Origin of the sequence: Campylobacter concisus (assembly GCF_002913045.1) — a bacterium.
GTDB lineage: Bacteria > Campylobacterota > Campylobacteria > Campylobacterales > Campylobacteraceae > Campylobacter_A > Campylobacter_A concisus_AP.
On record NZ_PPAF01000004.1, the window covers coordinates 154,714 to 171,398 of the forward strand.

Genomic DNA, 16,685 nt, shown 5'->3' on the forward strand with positions numbered 1-16,685 from the left:
AAAATAAAAAGAAATTTGGCGTAATTAACGCCAAATTTTATCCAAGTATCATAGCTCCAACGATGCCACCGATGATAAGTGGTATATTGAAAAATACAAATGTAGGTACACAAGTATCATATATGTGGTTGTGTTCACCATCAGCATTTAGACCGCTTGTTGGCCCAAGTGTGCTATCGCTTGCAGGACTTCCAGCATCTCCTAGAGCTGCAGCTATACCAACTAACAAGATGATGGCTGGTACGCCAAAACCAAGGCTAACGCATAGTGGCACATAAATAGAAGCTAAAATAGGTATCGTACCAAAGCTAGTGCCTATACCCATCGTTACAAGAAGTCCGATAAGAAGCATCAAAAATGCTCCACCTATCTTGCCGCCAGATACCAAGCTAGCGTATTTTACTAGCTCATCAATACCGCCACTCTCTCTTAAGATAGTGCCATAACCTGCAGCAACTAGCATGATAAATGCGATAAATCCCATCATAGCAAGGCCATTGTCCATGATCTTATCTACTTTTTTGTATTCGATACCGCCAAAAACGACCATAACCAAAAGTCCAAGTAGTGCGCCAAGAGGTAGCAGCTCAGTATAAATTTGCACACCAAAAGCCACAACTGCACCAGCTAAAACCGCCCACTCTTTTTTAGTCATCTCAAGGCTTTTTGCGCGCTCGATCTCATCAAGCTCTTCTTTTTCAAATTTTGAAGTTTTATAAACTCTTTTTTTACCATAAAAAAGTATGGCAAGGATAAGTCCAATAAGCATCGAAGCACCGCCTATCCACATAACAGAAGAGATATCAGAAATAGATGTGGTTATGCCGTTATTTGCTAACTCTTTTTTTAGGATATTGTGAAAAAGTAGACCAAAGCCAACGCTAAGGCTTACATAAGGTGCTTGAAGACCAAATGTCAAAGCACAAGCCACGGCACGTCTATCTATCCCCATTTTGTTCATAATAGCAAGAAGTGGTGGAATCAAAATAGGTATAAAAGCTATGTGAACTGGGATTAAATTTTGAGATAAGCACGCTATAAATGCGATGGTTAGTGTAAAAATCACTTTATTTGAGCTAAGGAATTTACTCAAAGCATTTATCAAGATAGCAGTTAAATTTGTATTTGCGATGGCGGCTGCTAAAGCACCAAGCAAAATATAACTAAGCGATGTTTCAAGATTGCCTTGCATACCGCTTATGAGGCTTTGTGTAGTCTCTTTTAGGGCTGTAAAGAGGCTATCTATCCCACCTGCAATGCCACTTTCAAATCCACTAAATCCATGCTTATACATTACTCCCGCAACAAGAGCAGAGATAAGGATAGAAAGCAAAATGTTAAAACGCAATAGACAAAGTATCGTCATTACCAAAATGCTAAAAACAACAGGGTTAAATATAAGCATGAGCGTCCTTTTTGTGAGTGTTGAGAGATTATACAAATGTGTGGCTTATTAAATTTTAAAAAGAGTGGCTTAAGTGGGCTTGTGTTAAGATTTTGAGTAAATTTTAAAAGGAAAAAACGATGGATTTAGAGAAAATTTATAAAGAGGCTGGAGCATATTTAGAGGGGCATTTTTTACTAAGCAGCGGCAATCACTCGCAGTTTTATCTCCAAAGCGCAAAGGTGCTTGAAGACCCAGCTTTGGCTGGAAAGCTAGCTTATGAGCTTGCCCGTGTGATAGAGAAATTTGGCATTAAATTTGATAGCGTTTGCTCACCTGCACTTGGAGGAATTTTAGCTGGCTATGAGCTAGCTCGCGCAGCAAAGAAGCGTTTTATATTTACAGAGCGAGTTGATAGAGTGATGAGCTTAAGGCGTGGATTTGAAGTGAAAAAAGGCGAGAAATTTATCGTTTGTGAGGACATTATCACGACTGGCGGATCAGCACTTGAAGCAGCGCACGTGATAGAGAGCCTTGGTGGTGAGGTAGTTGGCTTTGCAGCGCTTGCAAACCGTGGCTTTTGTAAGGTTGTAAATTTAGACAATGAAGCTAAGCCAAATGCAAAACTGCCAAGCGATAAGCCATTTTTTGCTTTAGGAAATTTTGAGTTTGAAATTTATGAGCCTGAGCATTGCCCACTTTGTAAAAATGGAAGCAAAGCAATCAAACCTGGAAGCAGAGGCAACTAAAATTTATACTATAAATATAGCTATCTTTCTTTTTTAAAATTGATCGATAGCTAAAATTTTTAGAAAAATCCAAAAATAGTATTCATAGAAAATTTTAATCAAGGCTTCAAATCATTTCAACAAAAATTTATAGTTTAATTTTTAAAAGTAATCTGTTTTTTATATTGGTATGAATTATTTTTTAGATAATCTTATTTTTTAAGCTACCAAGTGATAATATCTGCTCAAAAAGCGAGATGAAGCTATGCAAGAATATGATATTTTAGACGTTTTATCAAATAAAAAGGTCCTTTGCCTTGAAGATGAAGAGGCGATTTTAAAAAATATTTGTGCGTCTTTGGAACTATTTTTTGCCGAGGTAAATGGCGTAACAGATGGCTATGATGCACTTGAGCTAGCGATGAGCGATACTTATGATGCTTTGGTGCTTGATATAAGCGTGCCAAACATCGATGGCCTAGAGATCGCTAAAAAAGTAAGAACTATAAATCAAAAAATTCCTATCGTGATCTTATCAAGCCACGTCGAGCAAGAGTATTTGTGGAGAGCAGTTGAGCTAAAGATCACAAGGTATCTTGCAAAGCCATATGATAAAAAGTCATTTATAAAAGCCCTAGAAGACGTTGCTTTAGAGCTTGTTGGACGTAAGCCGACTCTTAGACTAAATGATGAATTAGAATACGATTTTGGTAAAAAAGTACTTTATATAAATGGTGAAATTTCTCATCTAAGTAAGAGCGAAAGCAGGCTTTTGGAGTATTTTTTAAACAACAAAAATCAAACTATAACTTATGAACAAATTTTTGATTATATTTGGGAGTATGAGCAGCCAAGCAAAGAGGCGATAAAGACGATCGTAAAAGAGCTTAGAAGGAAGCTTGGCAAAGATGTGATTAAAAATTTATACGGCGTAGGTTACCTTTGTGAAATATAAATTTCAGCTAATCGTTAGTGTTTTTATCTTTGTTTATCTCTTAATATCCGCACTTGTTTTAAATTTTTATAATAATCTTGCAATGAAAGATGCCAAAAAAGAGGCATATTATGTGCTTGAGAGTATAAATTCTGTAAGAGAGTACATTGCAGGCGTTCAGCGTCCATTGATAGAGCAGCTAAAGCGTGATGGCATTATAAAAGAGGATTTTTTTGATGAGAGACTGCTCTCATCTTCATATATAAGCCGTGAAATTTATAATATCCAAAAGAAAAAATACAATCTTGACTTTGACTACAAGCTAGTCGCTATGGCACCTTTAAATAAAGCTCATGAGCCAAATGAATTTGAAGCGCAGGTATTAAGAGGCTTCAAAGAGAATAAATTTAGTGAGTTTTCAAAGATTATAAAAGATGAAAACGGCTCACAATTTTTTGTAGGGCTTCCTATAAAAAGTCAAAATACATCTTGCCTAGCCTGTCACAATAGCGAAAGTGCTCCAAAACAGATGTTGGATCGTTATGAAATTTCAAATGGAAAAATTTCTGAAGCAAGTGAGATGATGGCAATGCTATCTTTTAAAATCCCACTACGTGCTATTTTTTCTTACCATTTAAAAGAGGTTGTAATCATAATGAGCGCGATAGCCTTTGTATTTGGGATATTTTTGCTACTTGTTTATAAGATGCATAGGCGTGGCGAAGAGAGCAAAAGACAGACCGAACAGCTAATGATACATCAAAGTCGCCTAGCCTCAATGGGCGAGATGATAGGCAATATCTCACATCAGTGGAAGCAGCCTTTAGCTCAAATCAGCTCAGCTTTAATAAATTTAGAACTCTATCAGGAGCGAAAAAAGCTTGATGAAGCAAAAATTTATGAGTTTATAGAAGAGACTAGCAAACAGATAAATTTTATGTCTGAAACGGTTGATGATTTTAAAAACTTTTTTAAGCCAAATACTTTAAAAAGGGAGTTTAGTGTAGAGGAAGTAGTAAATCAGACTATAAAAATTCTAAACGCCTCACTTAAGAAATATCAAATCGAAATAGAGATCGATATAAGAGAAAATTTTACGATTTTTGCAAATTTTAATGAAATAATCCAAATTTTAATAAATATTATAAATAACGCAAAAGATGCATTTAAACAAAGCTATGTAAAGCCAAGAGTAATAAAAATTTATACTTTTATAAAAGATAATCGTAAAAATTTATGCGTTCAAAATAATGCGGGAGCGATAAAGGCTTCGTTTTTAAAAGTTATCTTTGAGCCACACTTTAGCACAAAAGAGTCTGGCAGCGGGCTTGGTCTATATATGAGCCGGCTAATCGCTAGCAAAAATAACGCCCTAATCTTTGCTAGAAACGTAGATGAAAATAGTATTACATTTACAATTAGTTTCGAAAATTTATAATTTATTAAAATTCCCCCTTTTCTACCCTTTTTTGGTGTTAGTATTATCAGTATGAAATCATTTTGATTTTAGGATAAAAAATTTAAAGGAGGGCACATGAGAAATCTACAAAAAGCCTTAGCTGGTTTGCTCATGGGTGTTAGCATCTTCGCTTCACAAGCCTGTTGCGAAGAGCATAATATGCAGATGTCCGATAAAGCACGTGATGTTATCGCAAATCCTAAAGGCACACTGCAAAGTAGAGGTGTTATCTCCTTGCAAGACTACGTTGTAGAAGAGCAAGAGATGTATAACTGGTTATTTAAAAACCACCCTATTTTTACAAAATATGGTGGTAAAACCGTCGGTAAAATGGTCGTTCATGACCGTGGCTTAGAGTGGCTTGCCGAGGGACATGGCTTTGATATGTCAAAGCTTAGTAAAAGAGATGGCGGTAAGGGCTATAGCTCTATGATGTATAGAATTCCAGCCACTTCATCACTTCAGTTTCCTAACAAATTTGTAGGACCAGAAAAGTGCGGTGAGTGTCACCCAGCTCAGTATGAAGTTTGGAGCAGATCTCGCCACGCAACTACTATGCGTTTTCCTGGTGAGCACCCAGAGGTTAATAACAACCTAACTGAGCCAGTATTTGACAAAGATACGGCTTCTATCCTTCCAAAAGGTATCACTCCAGATGTTATCTACGCAACTGTTGGTCACTTAAGAACCAAAATGGGCTACGTTGATGCGTGGCTACTTCGTGGTACTTACTACGTTGAGGGCGGTTTGCTAAGAGATGGTACGGGTCAGATCGTAGCTGGTGGTAACCAATGGCAAAGAACATGGGCGTTAAATTTAGACGACGCTACTGTTAAAAAGATAAAAGAGCTTGTCCCAGAATTTCCTGGCACTCTTGAAGAGTATGGCGACAATGGCGGATATGTTAGAGGTCTAGCTTCATACGCCGCAAAACATAAAAAATCAATGTTTTTCCAAGCAAACTCATCATATTGTGAAGTTTGTCACCCAGTTAAATTCGACTTTAAATCAAAAGCAGAATTTTACGCAGCACTTGGTAATGCTAAAGAGCTTCAAAAACACACTATCTCAAAAGGCGTAAGCTGTGAGGAGTGTCACGGAGCTGGCGGTCACCTTGATGGGGCTACAAATTTTAGAACATCAAACTGCGAACGCTGCCACCAAAGGTTTAACTTTAGCCCAGATCTAGCTCGTGCTAATCCGCTTAATAACGGCAAGCTTGATCTTTCTTTAAGCTCTAAATTTAAATCAATGGGACCAGGATGTGGTTCTGAAGGTTCACAATCATACTTTACAGCTCACTATGACAAAGGTATGAGATGTGTTACTTGCCACGATCCACACGACAACACAGGTCCAGTTGTAGGTGATAAGAGCGTAACAGGTATGAACTATAACTCAGAGCAAGGCTATCTAAGCTCATTCTATACTAAGCCAAAAATTAGAAAAGAGTGTAAAGATTGCCACGAGACTCAAGCATATATCGCATCTAAAGCAGATACTCACAAAGACAACACTTGTGCATCTTGCCACATGCCATTTATGATGAGTTGTGAGAATTTCTATGCTGTTCAGTTCCAAGACAACGCTGGCTTTGATACTCAAAGAAGATCTCACATCTGGAAGATTATGGTTGATCCAAAAGAGAAATCTCTAGTACCAGGCGATGCTGCTAAAGGTCCAAGAGATGCTAAAGATTGGCACTTTGAGAGAGATAAAAATGGCCATAACTACGTTGACTTGATGTGGGCGTGCGCTAGAACATCTTGGGCTGATAAAGATATGAAAGATACCAAAGGCTGCCACAGCCCAGTATTATCTGAGCTAAAACCAACACTTCACTTCAAAAACCAAAAACAAGTTTATGATGAAGTTATGGGATGGCAAACTCCAGTTAAGAATGAATTCTCTGAAGTTAAGATTGGTATTGAAGGACTTTACTCACTACTTGAGACTAAAAAACTTGATGCAAGTGATAAAGTAAGAGTTTATGAGCTTATCCAAAATGCTCAAGAGATCATCGATATGGTTGAAAAAGATGGTTCGTGGGGTATGCACGGATTTAAATTTACTAAACAAAAACTCGATGCATCAAAAGAGTATATAAAAGAAGCTCAGAGAATTTTGAATAAAAATTTATAGCATTTAGGGGCTAGTTTTAGCCCCTTTAATCTTAAGGGTTTGATATGAAAAATAAGGTTTTAAAATTTACACTACTTCTTAGCTTAAGTACTTCTGGTTTGCTTGCAAATGTAGATTCAAATGAGTCTTATGCTATGGGAGCAACAAGTGGTGGATATGTTTTAAAAGGGTTACTTGAACAAAAACAAATAGGCATTAGCTACGATGCTGAGGCCGTTATCAAAGGTTTTAGTGATGCACTAAAAGGAGAGCTAAAACTAAGCGATGATGAGATAGCAAAGCTACTAAACAAAAGAGCTGAAAATTTAGACAAGATAGTAAAAGAAAAAGAAGCCGCCGCACTTAAAGAGAATTTAAAGCAAGGCAAGGCTTTTATGGATAAAAATGCAAAAAATAAAAATGTAAAAACGACAAAATCAAAATTGCAATATGAAATTTTAAAATCAAGCAAAAAGGGAGCGACTCCAAAACAAGAGAGTATCATCATAGCAAACTACAAAGCTAGCTTTATCGATGGTAAGGTCTTTGATGAGACAAAAGAGGCTCCAGCTCATCTTTCTATGCTAAATTTGATCCCAGGTCTTGAAGAGGGCTTAATGCTCATGAAAGAGGGCGATAAGTTTAAATTTGTTATCCCGCCAGAACTTGCGTATGGCGATAGCGGCATGGAGGGCATACCTGGAGGCAAGACTATCGTTTTTGAGATAGAACTTGTTAAGGTCTTAAAGCCAGGTGAGTTAGCCGAGGCTGCAAAGAAAATTCACGAAAAAGAACTAAATGAGGGCATTAAAAAGCCTCATTAAGATAAAAAATGGAGTTAAAAATGCAAAATCAAAAAAATAGAAGAGCCTTTTTAAAAAGCATGGTAGTTGTGGCTGCTGGTGCTGGTGCGGCAAGTAGTGGTTTTGCTTTTAAGAGTGAAGAAAGTGTAAAAAAACCACACTTTGGTATGATATTTGACCAAAATAAATGTGTTGGCTGTACAGACTGCGAGATAGCTTGCAGAAAGGTAAATTTAGTCCCAAAAGGACAGATGAGACTTTTTATAGAAGATAAGACTAATCCTAAAAATTTACTAGATAAAAGATTTGTAAGAGTGTCTTGTCAGCAGTGCGTCGATGCGCCTTGTGTAGCTGTTTGTCCGACTAAGGCTTGTCATAAAGACGAAAAAACTGGCATACAAACTACAAATATAGATGATTGTATCGCCTGTAAATACTGCATCGTAGCCTGTCCATATGACGTGAGATATATCGATAAGGTTACTCATTCAGCTCAAAGCTGTAACTTTTGCGTAGATACAAATTTAAAGGACGACAAAGAGCCAGCTTGCGTAGAAGCTTGTAGATATGAGGCGATCGTCTTTGGTGATCTTAACGATGAAGATTCACACATCAGCAAGCTACTAGCCGTAAAAGATAGCATAAGGCTAAGAGCAGAGCTTGGCACAAAACCAAGCCTTAGATATATTCCTAAAGTAAAAATGGGGGTGTAAGATGGATGGTGCATTAAATTTTACTGCAACATTTTCGCATGGAGTAGAGTGGGGCTGGCCGATCGCTGTTTATCTTTTGCTAGCTGGTATGAGTGGTGGAGCGCTAATCGCTGCCATACTTTTAAAACACTATAAAAAGCAAGAGAGCTTTAGCCCATTTTTTAAGGCTGCTTCACTTTTAGCATTTGTTAGCATCATGCTTGGTATGGTTTGTCTGATAGCTGATCTTGAAAAGCCACTTTTATTTTGGAAAATTTTGATTAATTATAATTTCACATCAGTTATGTCTATAGGTGTTGCTGGACTTTGTGTATTTATACCGCTTAGCTTTTTGATGTGCCTTTATGCATTTAATGATGAGATTTCAAATTTCTTAGCCAAAAGTTTAAAATCATTTAGCGCTCTTTTTGCACTAATAATGAAAATTTTAATACCGCTTTATCCATTTTTAAGTCGCATTTGTCTTATTTTTGCTGTAATAATTTGTGCTTACACTGGATTTTTGATCTCAGTTTTGATTAGATTTCCACTCTTAAACACAGCTGTGCTTCCAGCTTTATTTATAGCTTCAGGACTAAGTGCTGGCATAAGTGGAAGTAGTTTGGTTGCAGCAGCTTTATTTAAAGAAGATCCGCATTCAAGCGACCTTCACTCGCTTCATAGCATAGAATTTAGCGTTTTGGGAGCTGAAATTTTACTCATTTTAATGCTTTTTGTATCGCTTTTACTTGGTTCAAGTTATCAACAAAATGCAGCTGTTGCTTTTTATAGTGGCGTTTGGGCAAATTTCTTTTGGCTTGGTGTTGTGCTAGTTGGCTTTATTGTGCCTTTTGTTTTAAATTTTGCATTTGGCAAAAAAGTAGCTAGTCTAAAATTTAGCTTTTATATCAGTTCATTAGCGGCTGTTATCGGTGTTTTACTGCTTAGGGTGTTTATACTTTATGCGGGACAAACTTATAGCATTTAAAGTAGAGGCGAGCGATGAGAATTTTAAATATCTACCGCTTGTCTTTGATATTATTATTTATTCTTGCTTTTGGTGCAGGGCTTGCGACTTTTTTAGAAAATTTTTATGACACACAAACGGCCAGAGTGCTTGTTTACGAAGCGCTTTGGTACGAGTGTGTTATGTTTGCTTGCACTATTTGTTTAGCCATTAGTATCGTAAAAACCAAGATGTATAAAAAACCTGGCGCATTTTTGATACACCTTGCTTTTATTATTATTTTTATCGGAGCTGCGCTTACGAGACACTTTGGTGAGGAGGGCGTGCTACATCTAAGAGTTGGCGAGAGCGGCAACACTATGCAAAGCGTAAAGCCTTATTTGAGAGTGGAGATGCCAAATGAGAGCTTTAGCTTTCCACTAAGACTTAGCCTACTTGGCAACAATGACTTTTACTTCAAAAAAGATATAAACGGCAAAGAATTTGAGATAAAGATAGCTGGCTATAAAAAAGATGAGAAAAACGCTCCAGCTACGCTTAGTTTGGAGATAAGTTTTAACGGCGAAAAAAAGAGTGTTAAGCTAAAAGGCGGAGCTGGATATGAGCTAGAGCCTAGTGTGCTAAGTTTTGGTGGGCAAGAGGTGAAATTTTACTTTAGCTCAAAGGCTTTAAATTTACCATTTTCATTAAAGCTTGACGAGTTTATTTTAGAGCGATATGCAGGGCTAAATAGTCCATCATCTTATACAAGTAAAGTAAGTATCGCTGGTGGTAAGTACGACATCTCGCTAAATAATCCACTGACAATTGATGGCTATAAAATTTTTCAGTCTTCATACGATCCTGATGAGCTTGGAAGCGCTTTTGAGATCAGCCGTGATCCTGGTAAAATCCCAACTTATATCGGATATTTTTTGCTTTGCCTTGGCTTTTTGGCAAATTTATTTAGCAAAAAGAGCCGTTTTTTTAGGCTACTAAATTTCATAAAAGGTTCGCAAATCGTATTTTTGGCTATTTTGCTTTTAAATGCTACTCCAAATTTTGCTAATGAAAATAATAAAAATTTAGAGGCACATGCAAGCAAATTTGCCAAAATTTTGACTCAAGCTGATAGCAGAATCGCTCCAGCTAGCTCTTACTCAAGAGCTGTGATAAGTAAAATTTCAACCAAAACTACGCTATTTGGGCTTAGCAGCGAGGAGCTAATGCTCTCTTTTGCCATCTCGCCAAAAGAGTGGATGGATAAAAGGATAGTAAAGATCACAAGCGAGCGTGTGGGTGAGCTTTTGGGGGTTAATGAAAAATTTGCTAGTTTTAACGATGTCTTTAACGAAAATGGCGAGTATAAGCTGGCTAAATTTGTAGAAGTTGCAAATGAAAAATCCGCCTCAAAAAGAGATAAATTTGACAACGACGTTATCAAATTTGACGAGAGATTAAATGTCTTATATCTTGCACTAAAGGGAGAAATTTTAAAATTTATCCCAGCTAAAAATGGTGATAAACTAACGTGGCTAGGCGTAAATGAAGCCTTTGGCTCAAGTGAAATTTCAAGCGAGCTTAAAAGCGTTTTAGGCGCTTATATAGAAAATTTAAGCCTTTGCGTAAAAAGTGGCGAGTGTGCTGGAGCTGATAGGAGTTTGGAGAAAATTTCAAGCTATCAAAGAAGCACTCTAGGCTCTCTTGCGCCAAGCGAGGCAAAGGTGGAGCTTGAAGTGCTTTATAATCAAATGGAAATTTTTAAATTTCTTATATATTTTTACATGATTCTTGGGCTAGTTTTGCTTGCTCTTGGCTTTTATAGGCTATTTTCTGGAAAGAAATTTAGATTTGAGAGCGCATTAAGCCTTGCATTTTATTTTGGCTTTGTGGTGCATTTGCTAAATTTAGCTCTTCGTGCTTATATCTCAGGGCATGCACCTTGGAGTGATGCCTATGAGAGCTTAGTGTATATCTCGTTCGCAAGCGTACTAGCTGGAGTTTTATTTTTTAAACGTCAAAGCTTTGCTCTTGGAGCCGCTTCACTTTTTGCAAGTGTGAGCTTACTTGTCGCTCATCTAAATTTTATAAATCCACAAATAACAAATCTAGTCCCAGTTTTAAAGTCATTTTGGCTTAGTGTGCATGTAAGTGTCATCACGGCAAGCTATGGCTTTTTAGGCTTTAGCTTTGTGCTTGGACTTCTTGGGCTTCTTTTAATGGCTATAAAAAACAAAAAAAACGAGCAAAAGCTCAGCGAGCAGATAAGATACCTCGCCGCAACTAATGAGCTAAGCCTCATCATAGGACTTAGTTTGCTAACTATTGGAAATTTTCTTGGCGGCGTCTGGGCAAATGAGAGCTGGGGTAGATACTGGGGCTGGGACAGCAAAGAGAGCTGGTCGTACATTACGATAATTATTTATGCCATTGTGCTTCATTTAAGATTTATCCCAAGATTAAAAAATATTTTTACCTTTTTAGTAGCTAGCGTGCTCTCTTTTGGTTCAGTTATTTTTACCTATTTTGGTGTAAATTTCTATCTAAGCGGACTCCACTCATACGCAAATGGCGATGGATTTAGCGTTTCAAATTTGCTTTATTTGCTTTTAACGCTCTTGGCTTTGCTAATCGTCTTTGCTTATAGAGGTAAGGATATAAAAGAGATTTAGGAGATATGATGAAAAAGAGTTTAGTTTTATTGTTTGCTTGTTTGGGACTATTGAATGCTGGCTATATCAAAGAGGCTTTAAGCGCAAAAGATGATCACAACAAGCTAGCACAAATTTATGAAGATGCTTGCGATAAAGAGAAAAAGGCATCAGGCTGCTACAATCTAGCTGTGCTTTACAGCAGGGGTGATGGCAACGTCAAAAAGGACGAAGCAAAGGCAGCAATGCTTTATGAAAAAGCTTGTGATCAAAATTTCTCTATGGCTTGCAGTAATCTTGGCTACGTCTATGAAAAAGGCAAAGGCGTAGAGAAAGACCTAGCAAAAGCAGTTAAATTTTATGAAAAGGCTTGTAAGGATAATGAGGGTTGCACAGAGCTTGGCTTGCTTTATGCAAATGGCACCGGCGTGACAAAGGATCTTAAAAAGGCAAAAGAGCTTTACGAAAAGGCTTGCAAGGCAGGTGATGGCATTGGATGTAGCAACCTTGGCTATCTATACGCGCAGGGCGAAGGTGTAGAGAAAGACTATGCAAAAGCCAAAGCAAACTACGAAATGGCTTGTGCAAACGAAGCTGGCATAGGGTGTGATAATCTTGGCTTTTTATATGTTTATGCACAAGGCGTTGATCAAAACCTCACAAAAGCCACAAAACTTTATGAGCAAGCGTGTATATATGGATATGAAAAGGGCTGCAATAATTACGCTATCATGCTAGCTGAAGGTAAAGGCGTAAAAGAAGACGTGGAGAAAGCACGTGAAATTTTTACTAGAAGCTGCAAAAATGGCTTAAAAGAAGCGTGCGAGAATTTAGAAATTTTAGGAAAGCATTGATGCTTGATAAAGTTAGCCCAGTGGCATTTAAAGCTTATAAATATAAAAATAAAAAATACTAAAGGAGATAATTATGATTTTACGTTCTATCTTGAGTTCAGCACTACTGGCGAGCCTACTTTTTAGTGCTTCTACAAATGAACAAGCCGTCAAAATGAAACCGATGTTTCAAAGCGTGGATCCTAGCAAGGCTACACTAGTAGGAAGTGGCGAGGGCAAGGAGTATTGTGCTGTTTGTGGAATGAATTTGGTTAAATTTTATAAGACTAATCACGTCTACAATGGCAAGCAAGTAGCATCACTCCACTGCTTATACGAGCTAACAGAAGGAAAGATCCCAAGTGACGCACAAGTTGTAGATACTAAAAATCTAAATTTGATCGATGTCAATAAAGCTTTTTATGTCGTTGGCAGTAGTGTTAAAGGCACGATGACTAGAAATAGCAAATATGCCTTCTCAACTGAGGCTGACGCAAAAGAATTTCAAGCAGAAAATGGCGGTGAGATAATGAATTTTGCTAAAGCTTACGAGATCGCTGGACAAGACTTCGCAGGCGATAATAAAATGATCAAAGCTAAGCGTGAGGACGGCGTTTACGCACATGGTAAAGAATTTTATGAAGTAAACTGCGAAAAAACAGATCCAAAAAGCTTTAAAGCTATCTCCGAGCTAAAAGCTCATCTTAAACAAGTATGTGACTCAAAAGAGGCTAACAAAGCTCCAGAGTACGACAAGCACTTGCAAGCCGCTGCTCTTTATCTATGGGACGCTCCAGCAAATTTAGGTACTGGCAACCAAGCTTCAAAACCTAAACAAGAAATAAAAAAACCTGAGAGAATAGTCGTACCAAAGGGCGCAAGATGTGCGGTATGTGGCATGATTGTCAAAAATTCTCCATGGGCGACACTCATCAAAGCAGATGGCAAGGATTATTATTTTGATGGCGTAAAAGATATGGCGCAATTTTATTTTGCGGACGGTAAAATGAAAGATGCTTATGTGAGTGACTATTACACGCTAGAAAAGCTTGATGCAAAAGATGCATTTTATGTTCATGGCTCAAACGTTTACGGACCAATGGGCGATGAGTTTATTCCATTTAAAGATGAAGCAAAGGCAGAGAGCTTTTTAAAAGATCATGCCGGCAAAGGTGTCATAAGATTTGACGAGATAAAGAATTTTATCGGTAAATAGTGTGAAATTTCTAGTTTTTTTGGCGTTATTTTTTGGACTTTCTTATACGCTTTTAGCGGCACACTATCTTAGCTTTGATCATAAAGCAAAGCAAGATGAGCTAAGAGAAATTTCTAAGATAACAAGAGCAAATGCTGCTTTTAGTTTTAATCAAAAGGGGCAAAAAGGCTTTGTCTATGATAGGTAAAAATTTTATAAACTACGCCGTGGTTCTGCTTTTTAAAGATAGGAAGGATCACCTTTTTAGCTTTTGCCTCTTTGCACTCATTATTTTTGTGCTAAGCTCGGTACTTTTTATCTCTGGATCGATCCAACATGATCTTATAAATTTAGTAAAAGATAGATCAAGTATCGTAGTGAGTGCATTTCGTGCTGGCAAAAATGATCTCATGCACCCTGGTTATATCTACGATATCTCGAAGATTGATGGCGTGGCTGACGTTAGGGGCGTGGTTGATGGAGAGTACTACTTCGTGCAAAAGCGTGTTTGGTTTCATCTATATGAAGATGATAGCTTAAAAGAGGATGAGATGATCGTCGGAGAAGGTGTAAAGGCGGCGATGAATGAGCTTTACTACAATGAGAGCTTTAATTTTCTAACTGAAGAGCGCATGATACCAGTAAAGATATTAAAGACTATGCCGGTACAAAGTGGTTTAATCACAAATAACGCTATATTTTTGCATCCAAATACGCTAAGAGCTATCTTAAATTTAAAAGATGAAGAGTATACAAAGCTCTACGTTGAGGTGCCAAATACCGATGAGATCAGTGAAGTAGCTTTAAAGATAGAGAATTTATATCCAAATTCTTTCGCTCTTAGTATAGAAGATGAGGTGGCTAAGGTTAGGCACCTTTACTATTATAAGGGTGGAATTTTTATGAGCATTTACGTTAGTGTTATGCTTATATTCTTTGTCTTGCTTAAAAACCAAATTTCACTCGCCTATGGTAGCAAAAAGCGTGAAATAGCTATTTTAAGAAGCATTGGTTTTTGTATAAAAGACATTATATTTTTAAAATTTATACAAAATTTCATCGTTAGTGTTAGTGCTTTTTTACTCGGTGTTATGCTGGCTTATCTCTTTGTTTTTGTATTAGATGCTCCACTTTTAAAAGGGATATTTTTAGGTGATGAGCTTTTAAATTTTACAAATTTTACGCCTATTTTAGAGTTTGATAAGTTCTTTTTGATCTTTGTTTTTGGTGTGATACCATTTTTAGCGTTTGTACTCATACCTTCATGGAGAGTAGCAAGTAGTGACATAAATGAGGGGCTAAAATGATAAATATAAGAGGTGTTAGCCTAGTTTATAACCAAAACAAACAAAATGAGTTTTGTGCTTTAAAAAATATAAATTTAGATATTAATGACGGCGAGCTAGTGATACTAAAAGGCATTAGTGGAAGCGGTAAAAGTACCCTACTTTCTCTTATCGCCCTACTTCAAAAGCCAACTAGTGGAGAAATTTTGATAGATGGCACTAACATCGCAAAGCTACCTGATGCCTTTTGCTCCGAGTTTAGACACAAAAGGCTTGGACTTATCTTTCAAAATTTTAATCTCATCGAGGGGTTAAGTGTCTATGAAAATTTACTAGCTCCATTTGCTCTAACAAATTTCAAGGCAAATGTGCGAGATGAGATGATAAAAAAGGCTCTAAGCCTCGCAAATATCGCTCATAAAAAAGATGAGAACGTATCAAATTTAAGTGGTGGTGAGCGTCAAAGATGTGCGGTGGCTAGAGCTTTATCTATGGATGCTGATATCATCTTGGCTGATGAGCCAACGGCAAATTTAGATAGAGATAATGCACGTGCGTTTTTGGGTCTATTAGAGTCGTTTAAGAAGCTAAAAAAGAGTGTTATTGTAGCGACCCACGATAGCATTTTTGATGAGCTAAGTGCAACAGATAGGGTTGTTTCTTTACAAAACGGAGAGATAGTATGAGTGTCTTTTTATCAAACGCCGTTATTGCCTTTTTGTTAGCGGAGTTTGTACTGTTAGTTTTGATGAGTATTTCGCTCTTTTACGTCGTTAGGATCGTGAGGTCGTGGGACTATAATGCACTAACATCGCTTCAATACTCACTTGAAAAGCAAAACTATCTTGTAAATACGATCTTGCTTTTTTGCGTCTGCATAAAGATCGTTTTGTTTATATTTTTTGCACTTTGCCTAAATGAGCTCTCTGACATCGTACCTGGTGCTATGTGCTCGGCTGGAGTGATCGGCTCGAATAAATTTGGTGGTATATTGATGCTCACTAAAATTTTGCTGATCTTTGGGCTTGGCATTTGGCTGGTTATAAATAAGCTTGACTTGCAGGCTCTAAATTTCCCTTATCTAAAGAAAAAATACGCCATTTTTATCTGCCTTTTTGTCATGATATTAGTCGAACTTGGTATAGAAATTTCGTTTTTTTACAATATCCCACTAAAAGTGCCGGTCTTTTGCTGTTCTGTTACTTTTCAAGCTCCAAAGTTACCATTTGGCTATACAAATTTTGGCTTAGTGAGTGCATTTTATGTGCTCTTTTTTGTCATTTTGGTGCTAAATTTCTTAAAGCAAAGCATGGCAAGCTTTGTGGCAAATTTGCTATTTTTGGTGCTTAGCTACTACGCCATCACCTATTTTTTTGGCCTTTACGTTTACGAGCAACCAAACCATAAATGTCCATACTGTATGCTAAAAGGTGACTATTTTTATGTTGGCTACCTTATCTGGGGTAGTTTGTTTCTCGGTGTATTTTACGGCCTTATGCCATATCTTGTTGCGATAATCACAAAGACAAACTACTCACACAAGCTTAAATTTTCATCGATCTGGCTAGGTATTTGCGTGCTGATATGCTCGCTTTATGTCCTAAAATATTATTTGTTAAGAGGATTTTTATTTTGATAAAGCAAATTTTTTCT

General features: G+C 37.2%; 15 protein-coding genes. 14 read left to right on the top strand and 1 reads right to left on the bottom strand.

All coding sequences use genetic code 11. The annotated features are described in order from the left end of the window. Window positions 1-37: 37 nt before the first annotated feature. Window positions 38-1,405: a Na+/H+ antiporter NhaC family protein gene (locus CYP43_RS00810; RefSeq protein ID WP_103582144.1), complete on the bottom strand. Its 1,368-nt coding sequence runs from the start codon at window positions 1,403-1,405 to the stop codon at window positions 38-40. A gap of 119 nt (window positions 1,406-1,524) precedes the next feature. On the opposite strand from CYP43_RS00810, the gene pyrE reads away from it, so the two are divergent. The 14 genes from pyrE to CYP43_RS00880 all read left to right on the top strand — a co-directional run bounded on the left by pyrE (window position 1,525) and on the right by CYP43_RS00880 (window position 16,668). Continuing rightward, window positions 1,525-2,133, top strand: a complete 609-nt coding sequence (gene pyrE, locus CYP43_RS00815; RefSeq protein WP_103582145.1) for an orotate phosphoribosyltransferase — start codon at window positions 1,525-1,527, stop codon at window positions 2,131-2,133. Between the two features lie 244 nt (window positions 2,134-2,377). Further along, window positions 2,378-3,067, top strand: a complete 690-nt coding sequence (locus CYP43_RS00820) for a response regulator transcription factor (protein WP_103582146.1) — start codon at window positions 2,378-2,380, stop codon at window positions 3,065-3,067. After that, window positions 3,057-4,484 carry a c-type heme family protein gene (locus tag CYP43_RS00825; RefSeq protein ID WP_103582147.1) on the top strand — a complete coding sequence of 476 codons (1,428 nt, stop codon included), beginning with the start codon at window positions 3,057-3,059 and terminating at the stop codon, window positions 4,482-4,484. The genes CYP43_RS00820 and CYP43_RS00825 overlap by 11 nt, the downstream gene beginning before the upstream one ends. Window positions 4,485-4,580: 96 nt before the next feature. Next, a complete protein-coding gene (locus CYP43_RS00830; RefSeq protein ID WP_021090404.1) occupies window positions 4,581-6,647 on the top strand; it encodes a multiheme c-type cytochrome in 2,067 nt (688 codons plus the stop codon). A gap of 44 nt (window positions 6,648-6,691) precedes the next feature. After that, window positions 6,692-7,450: an FKBP-type peptidyl-prolyl cis-trans isomerase gene (locus CYP43_RS00835; RefSeq protein ID WP_103582148.1), complete on the top strand. Its 759-nt coding sequence runs from the start codon at window positions 6,692-6,694 to the stop codon at window positions 7,448-7,450. 20 nt (window positions 7,451-7,470) lie between these two features. Next, window positions 7,471-8,142: a 4Fe-4S dicluster domain-containing protein gene (locus CYP43_RS00840; RefSeq protein WP_103582201.1), complete on the top strand. Its 672-nt coding sequence runs from the start codon at window positions 7,471-7,473 to the stop codon at window positions 8,140-8,142. Window position 8,143: 1 nt separating this feature from the next. Continuing rightward, on the top strand, window positions 8,144-9,109 hold the full coding sequence (gene nrfD, locus CYP43_RS00845) for an NrfD/PsrC family molybdoenzyme membrane anchor subunit (protein WP_103582149.1): 966 nt from the start codon (window positions 8,144-8,146) through the stop codon (window positions 9,107-9,109). Window positions 9,110-9,123: 14 nt separating this feature from the next. Then, window positions 9,124-11,739, top strand: coding sequence for a cytochrome c biogenesis protein (gene ccsA, locus CYP43_RS00850; protein ID WP_103582150.1), 2,616 nt, complete (start codon window positions 9,124-9,126; stop codon window positions 11,737-11,739). An 8-nt stretch (window positions 11,740-11,747) separates the two neighbouring features. Then, on the top strand, window positions 11,748-12,572 hold the full coding sequence (locus CYP43_RS00855; RefSeq protein WP_103582151.1) for an SEL1-like repeat protein: 825 nt from the start codon (window positions 11,748-11,750) through the stop codon (window positions 12,570-12,572). Window positions 12,573-12,645: 73 nt separating this feature from the next. After that, the gene (locus CYP43_RS00860; protein WP_103582152.1) at window positions 12,646-13,767 is read left to right on the top strand and encodes a nitrous oxide reductase accessory protein NosL; all 1,122 of its coding nucleotides are present in this window, start codon (window positions 12,646-12,648) and stop codon (window positions 13,765-13,767) included. Window position 13,768: 1 nt separating this feature from the next. Then, window positions 13,769-13,954, top strand: a complete 186-nt coding sequence (locus CYP43_RS00865; protein ID WP_054197437.1) for a hypothetical protein — start codon at window positions 13,769-13,771, stop codon at window positions 13,952-13,954. Next, window positions 13,944-15,053 carry an ABC transporter permease gene (locus CYP43_RS00870; RefSeq protein ID WP_103582153.1) on the top strand — a complete coding sequence of 370 codons (1,110 nt, stop codon included), beginning with the start codon at window positions 13,944-13,946 and terminating at the stop codon, window positions 15,051-15,053. The genes CYP43_RS00865 and CYP43_RS00870 overlap by 11 nt, the downstream gene beginning before the upstream one ends. Continuing rightward, the gene (locus CYP43_RS00875) at window positions 15,050-15,718 is read left to right on the top strand and encodes an ABC transporter ATP-binding protein (protein WP_103582154.1); all 669 of its coding nucleotides are present in this window, start codon (window positions 15,050-15,052) and stop codon (window positions 15,716-15,718) included. The genes CYP43_RS00870 and CYP43_RS00875 overlap by 4 nt, the downstream gene beginning before the upstream one ends. Beyond that, window positions 15,715-16,668, top strand: coding sequence for a hypothetical protein (locus CYP43_RS00880; protein WP_103582155.1), 954 nt, complete (start codon window positions 15,715-15,717; stop codon window positions 16,666-16,668). The genes CYP43_RS00875 and CYP43_RS00880 overlap by 4 nt, the downstream gene beginning before the upstream one ends. The last annotated feature ends 17 nt before the right edge of the window (window positions 16,669-16,685 follow it).

What these genes read in the sequence shown, in the direction of transcription:
- CYP43_RS00810 (WP_103582144.1), bottom strand. Translation starts at nt 1,405, where the DNA reads ATGCTTATATTTAACCCTGTTGTTTTTAGCATTTTGGTAATGACGATA.
- pyrE (WP_103582145.1), top strand. Translation starts at nt 1,525, where the DNA reads ATGGATTTAGAGAAAATTTATAAAGAGGCTGGAGCATATTTAGAGGGG.
- CYP43_RS00820 (WP_103582146.1), top strand. Translation starts at nt 2,378, where the DNA reads ATGCAAGAATATGATATTTTAGACGTTTTATCAAATAAAAAGGTCCTT.
- CYP43_RS00830 (WP_021090404.1), top strand. Translation starts at nt 4,581, where the DNA reads ATGAGAAATCTACAAAAAGCCTTAGCTGGTTTGCTCATGGGTGTTAGC.
- CYP43_RS00835 (WP_103582148.1), top strand. Translation starts at nt 6,692, where the DNA reads ATGAAAAATAAGGTTTTAAAATTTACACTACTTCTTAGCTTAAGTACT.
- CYP43_RS00840 (WP_103582201.1), top strand. Translation starts at nt 7,471, where the DNA reads ATGCAAAATCAAAAAAATAGAAGAGCCTTTTTAAAAAGCATGGTAGTT.
- nrfD (WP_103582149.1), top strand. Translation starts at nt 8,144, where the DNA reads ATGGATGGTGCATTAAATTTTACTGCAACATTTTCGCATGGAGTAGAG.
- ccsA (WP_103582150.1), top strand. Translation starts at nt 9,124, where the DNA reads ATGAGAATTTTAAATATCTACCGCTTGTCTTTGATATTATTATTTATT.
- CYP43_RS00855 (WP_103582151.1), top strand. Translation starts at nt 11,748, where the DNA reads ATGAAAAAGAGTTTAGTTTTATTGTTTGCTTGTTTGGGACTATTGAAT.
- CYP43_RS00860 (WP_103582152.1), top strand. Translation starts at nt 12,646, where the DNA reads ATGATTTTACGTTCTATCTTGAGTTCAGCACTACTGGCGAGCCTACTT.
- CYP43_RS00870 (WP_103582153.1), top strand. Translation starts at nt 13,944, where the DNA reads ATGATAGGTAAAAATTTTATAAACTACGCCGTGGTTCTGCTTTTTAAA.
- CYP43_RS00875 (WP_103582154.1), top strand. Translation starts at nt 15,050, where the DNA reads ATGATAAATATAAGAGGTGTTAGCCTAGTTTATAACCAAAACAAACAA.
- CYP43_RS00880 (WP_103582155.1), top strand. Translation starts at nt 15,715, where the DNA reads ATGAGTGTCTTTTTATCAAACGCCGTTATTGCCTTTTTGTTAGCGGAG.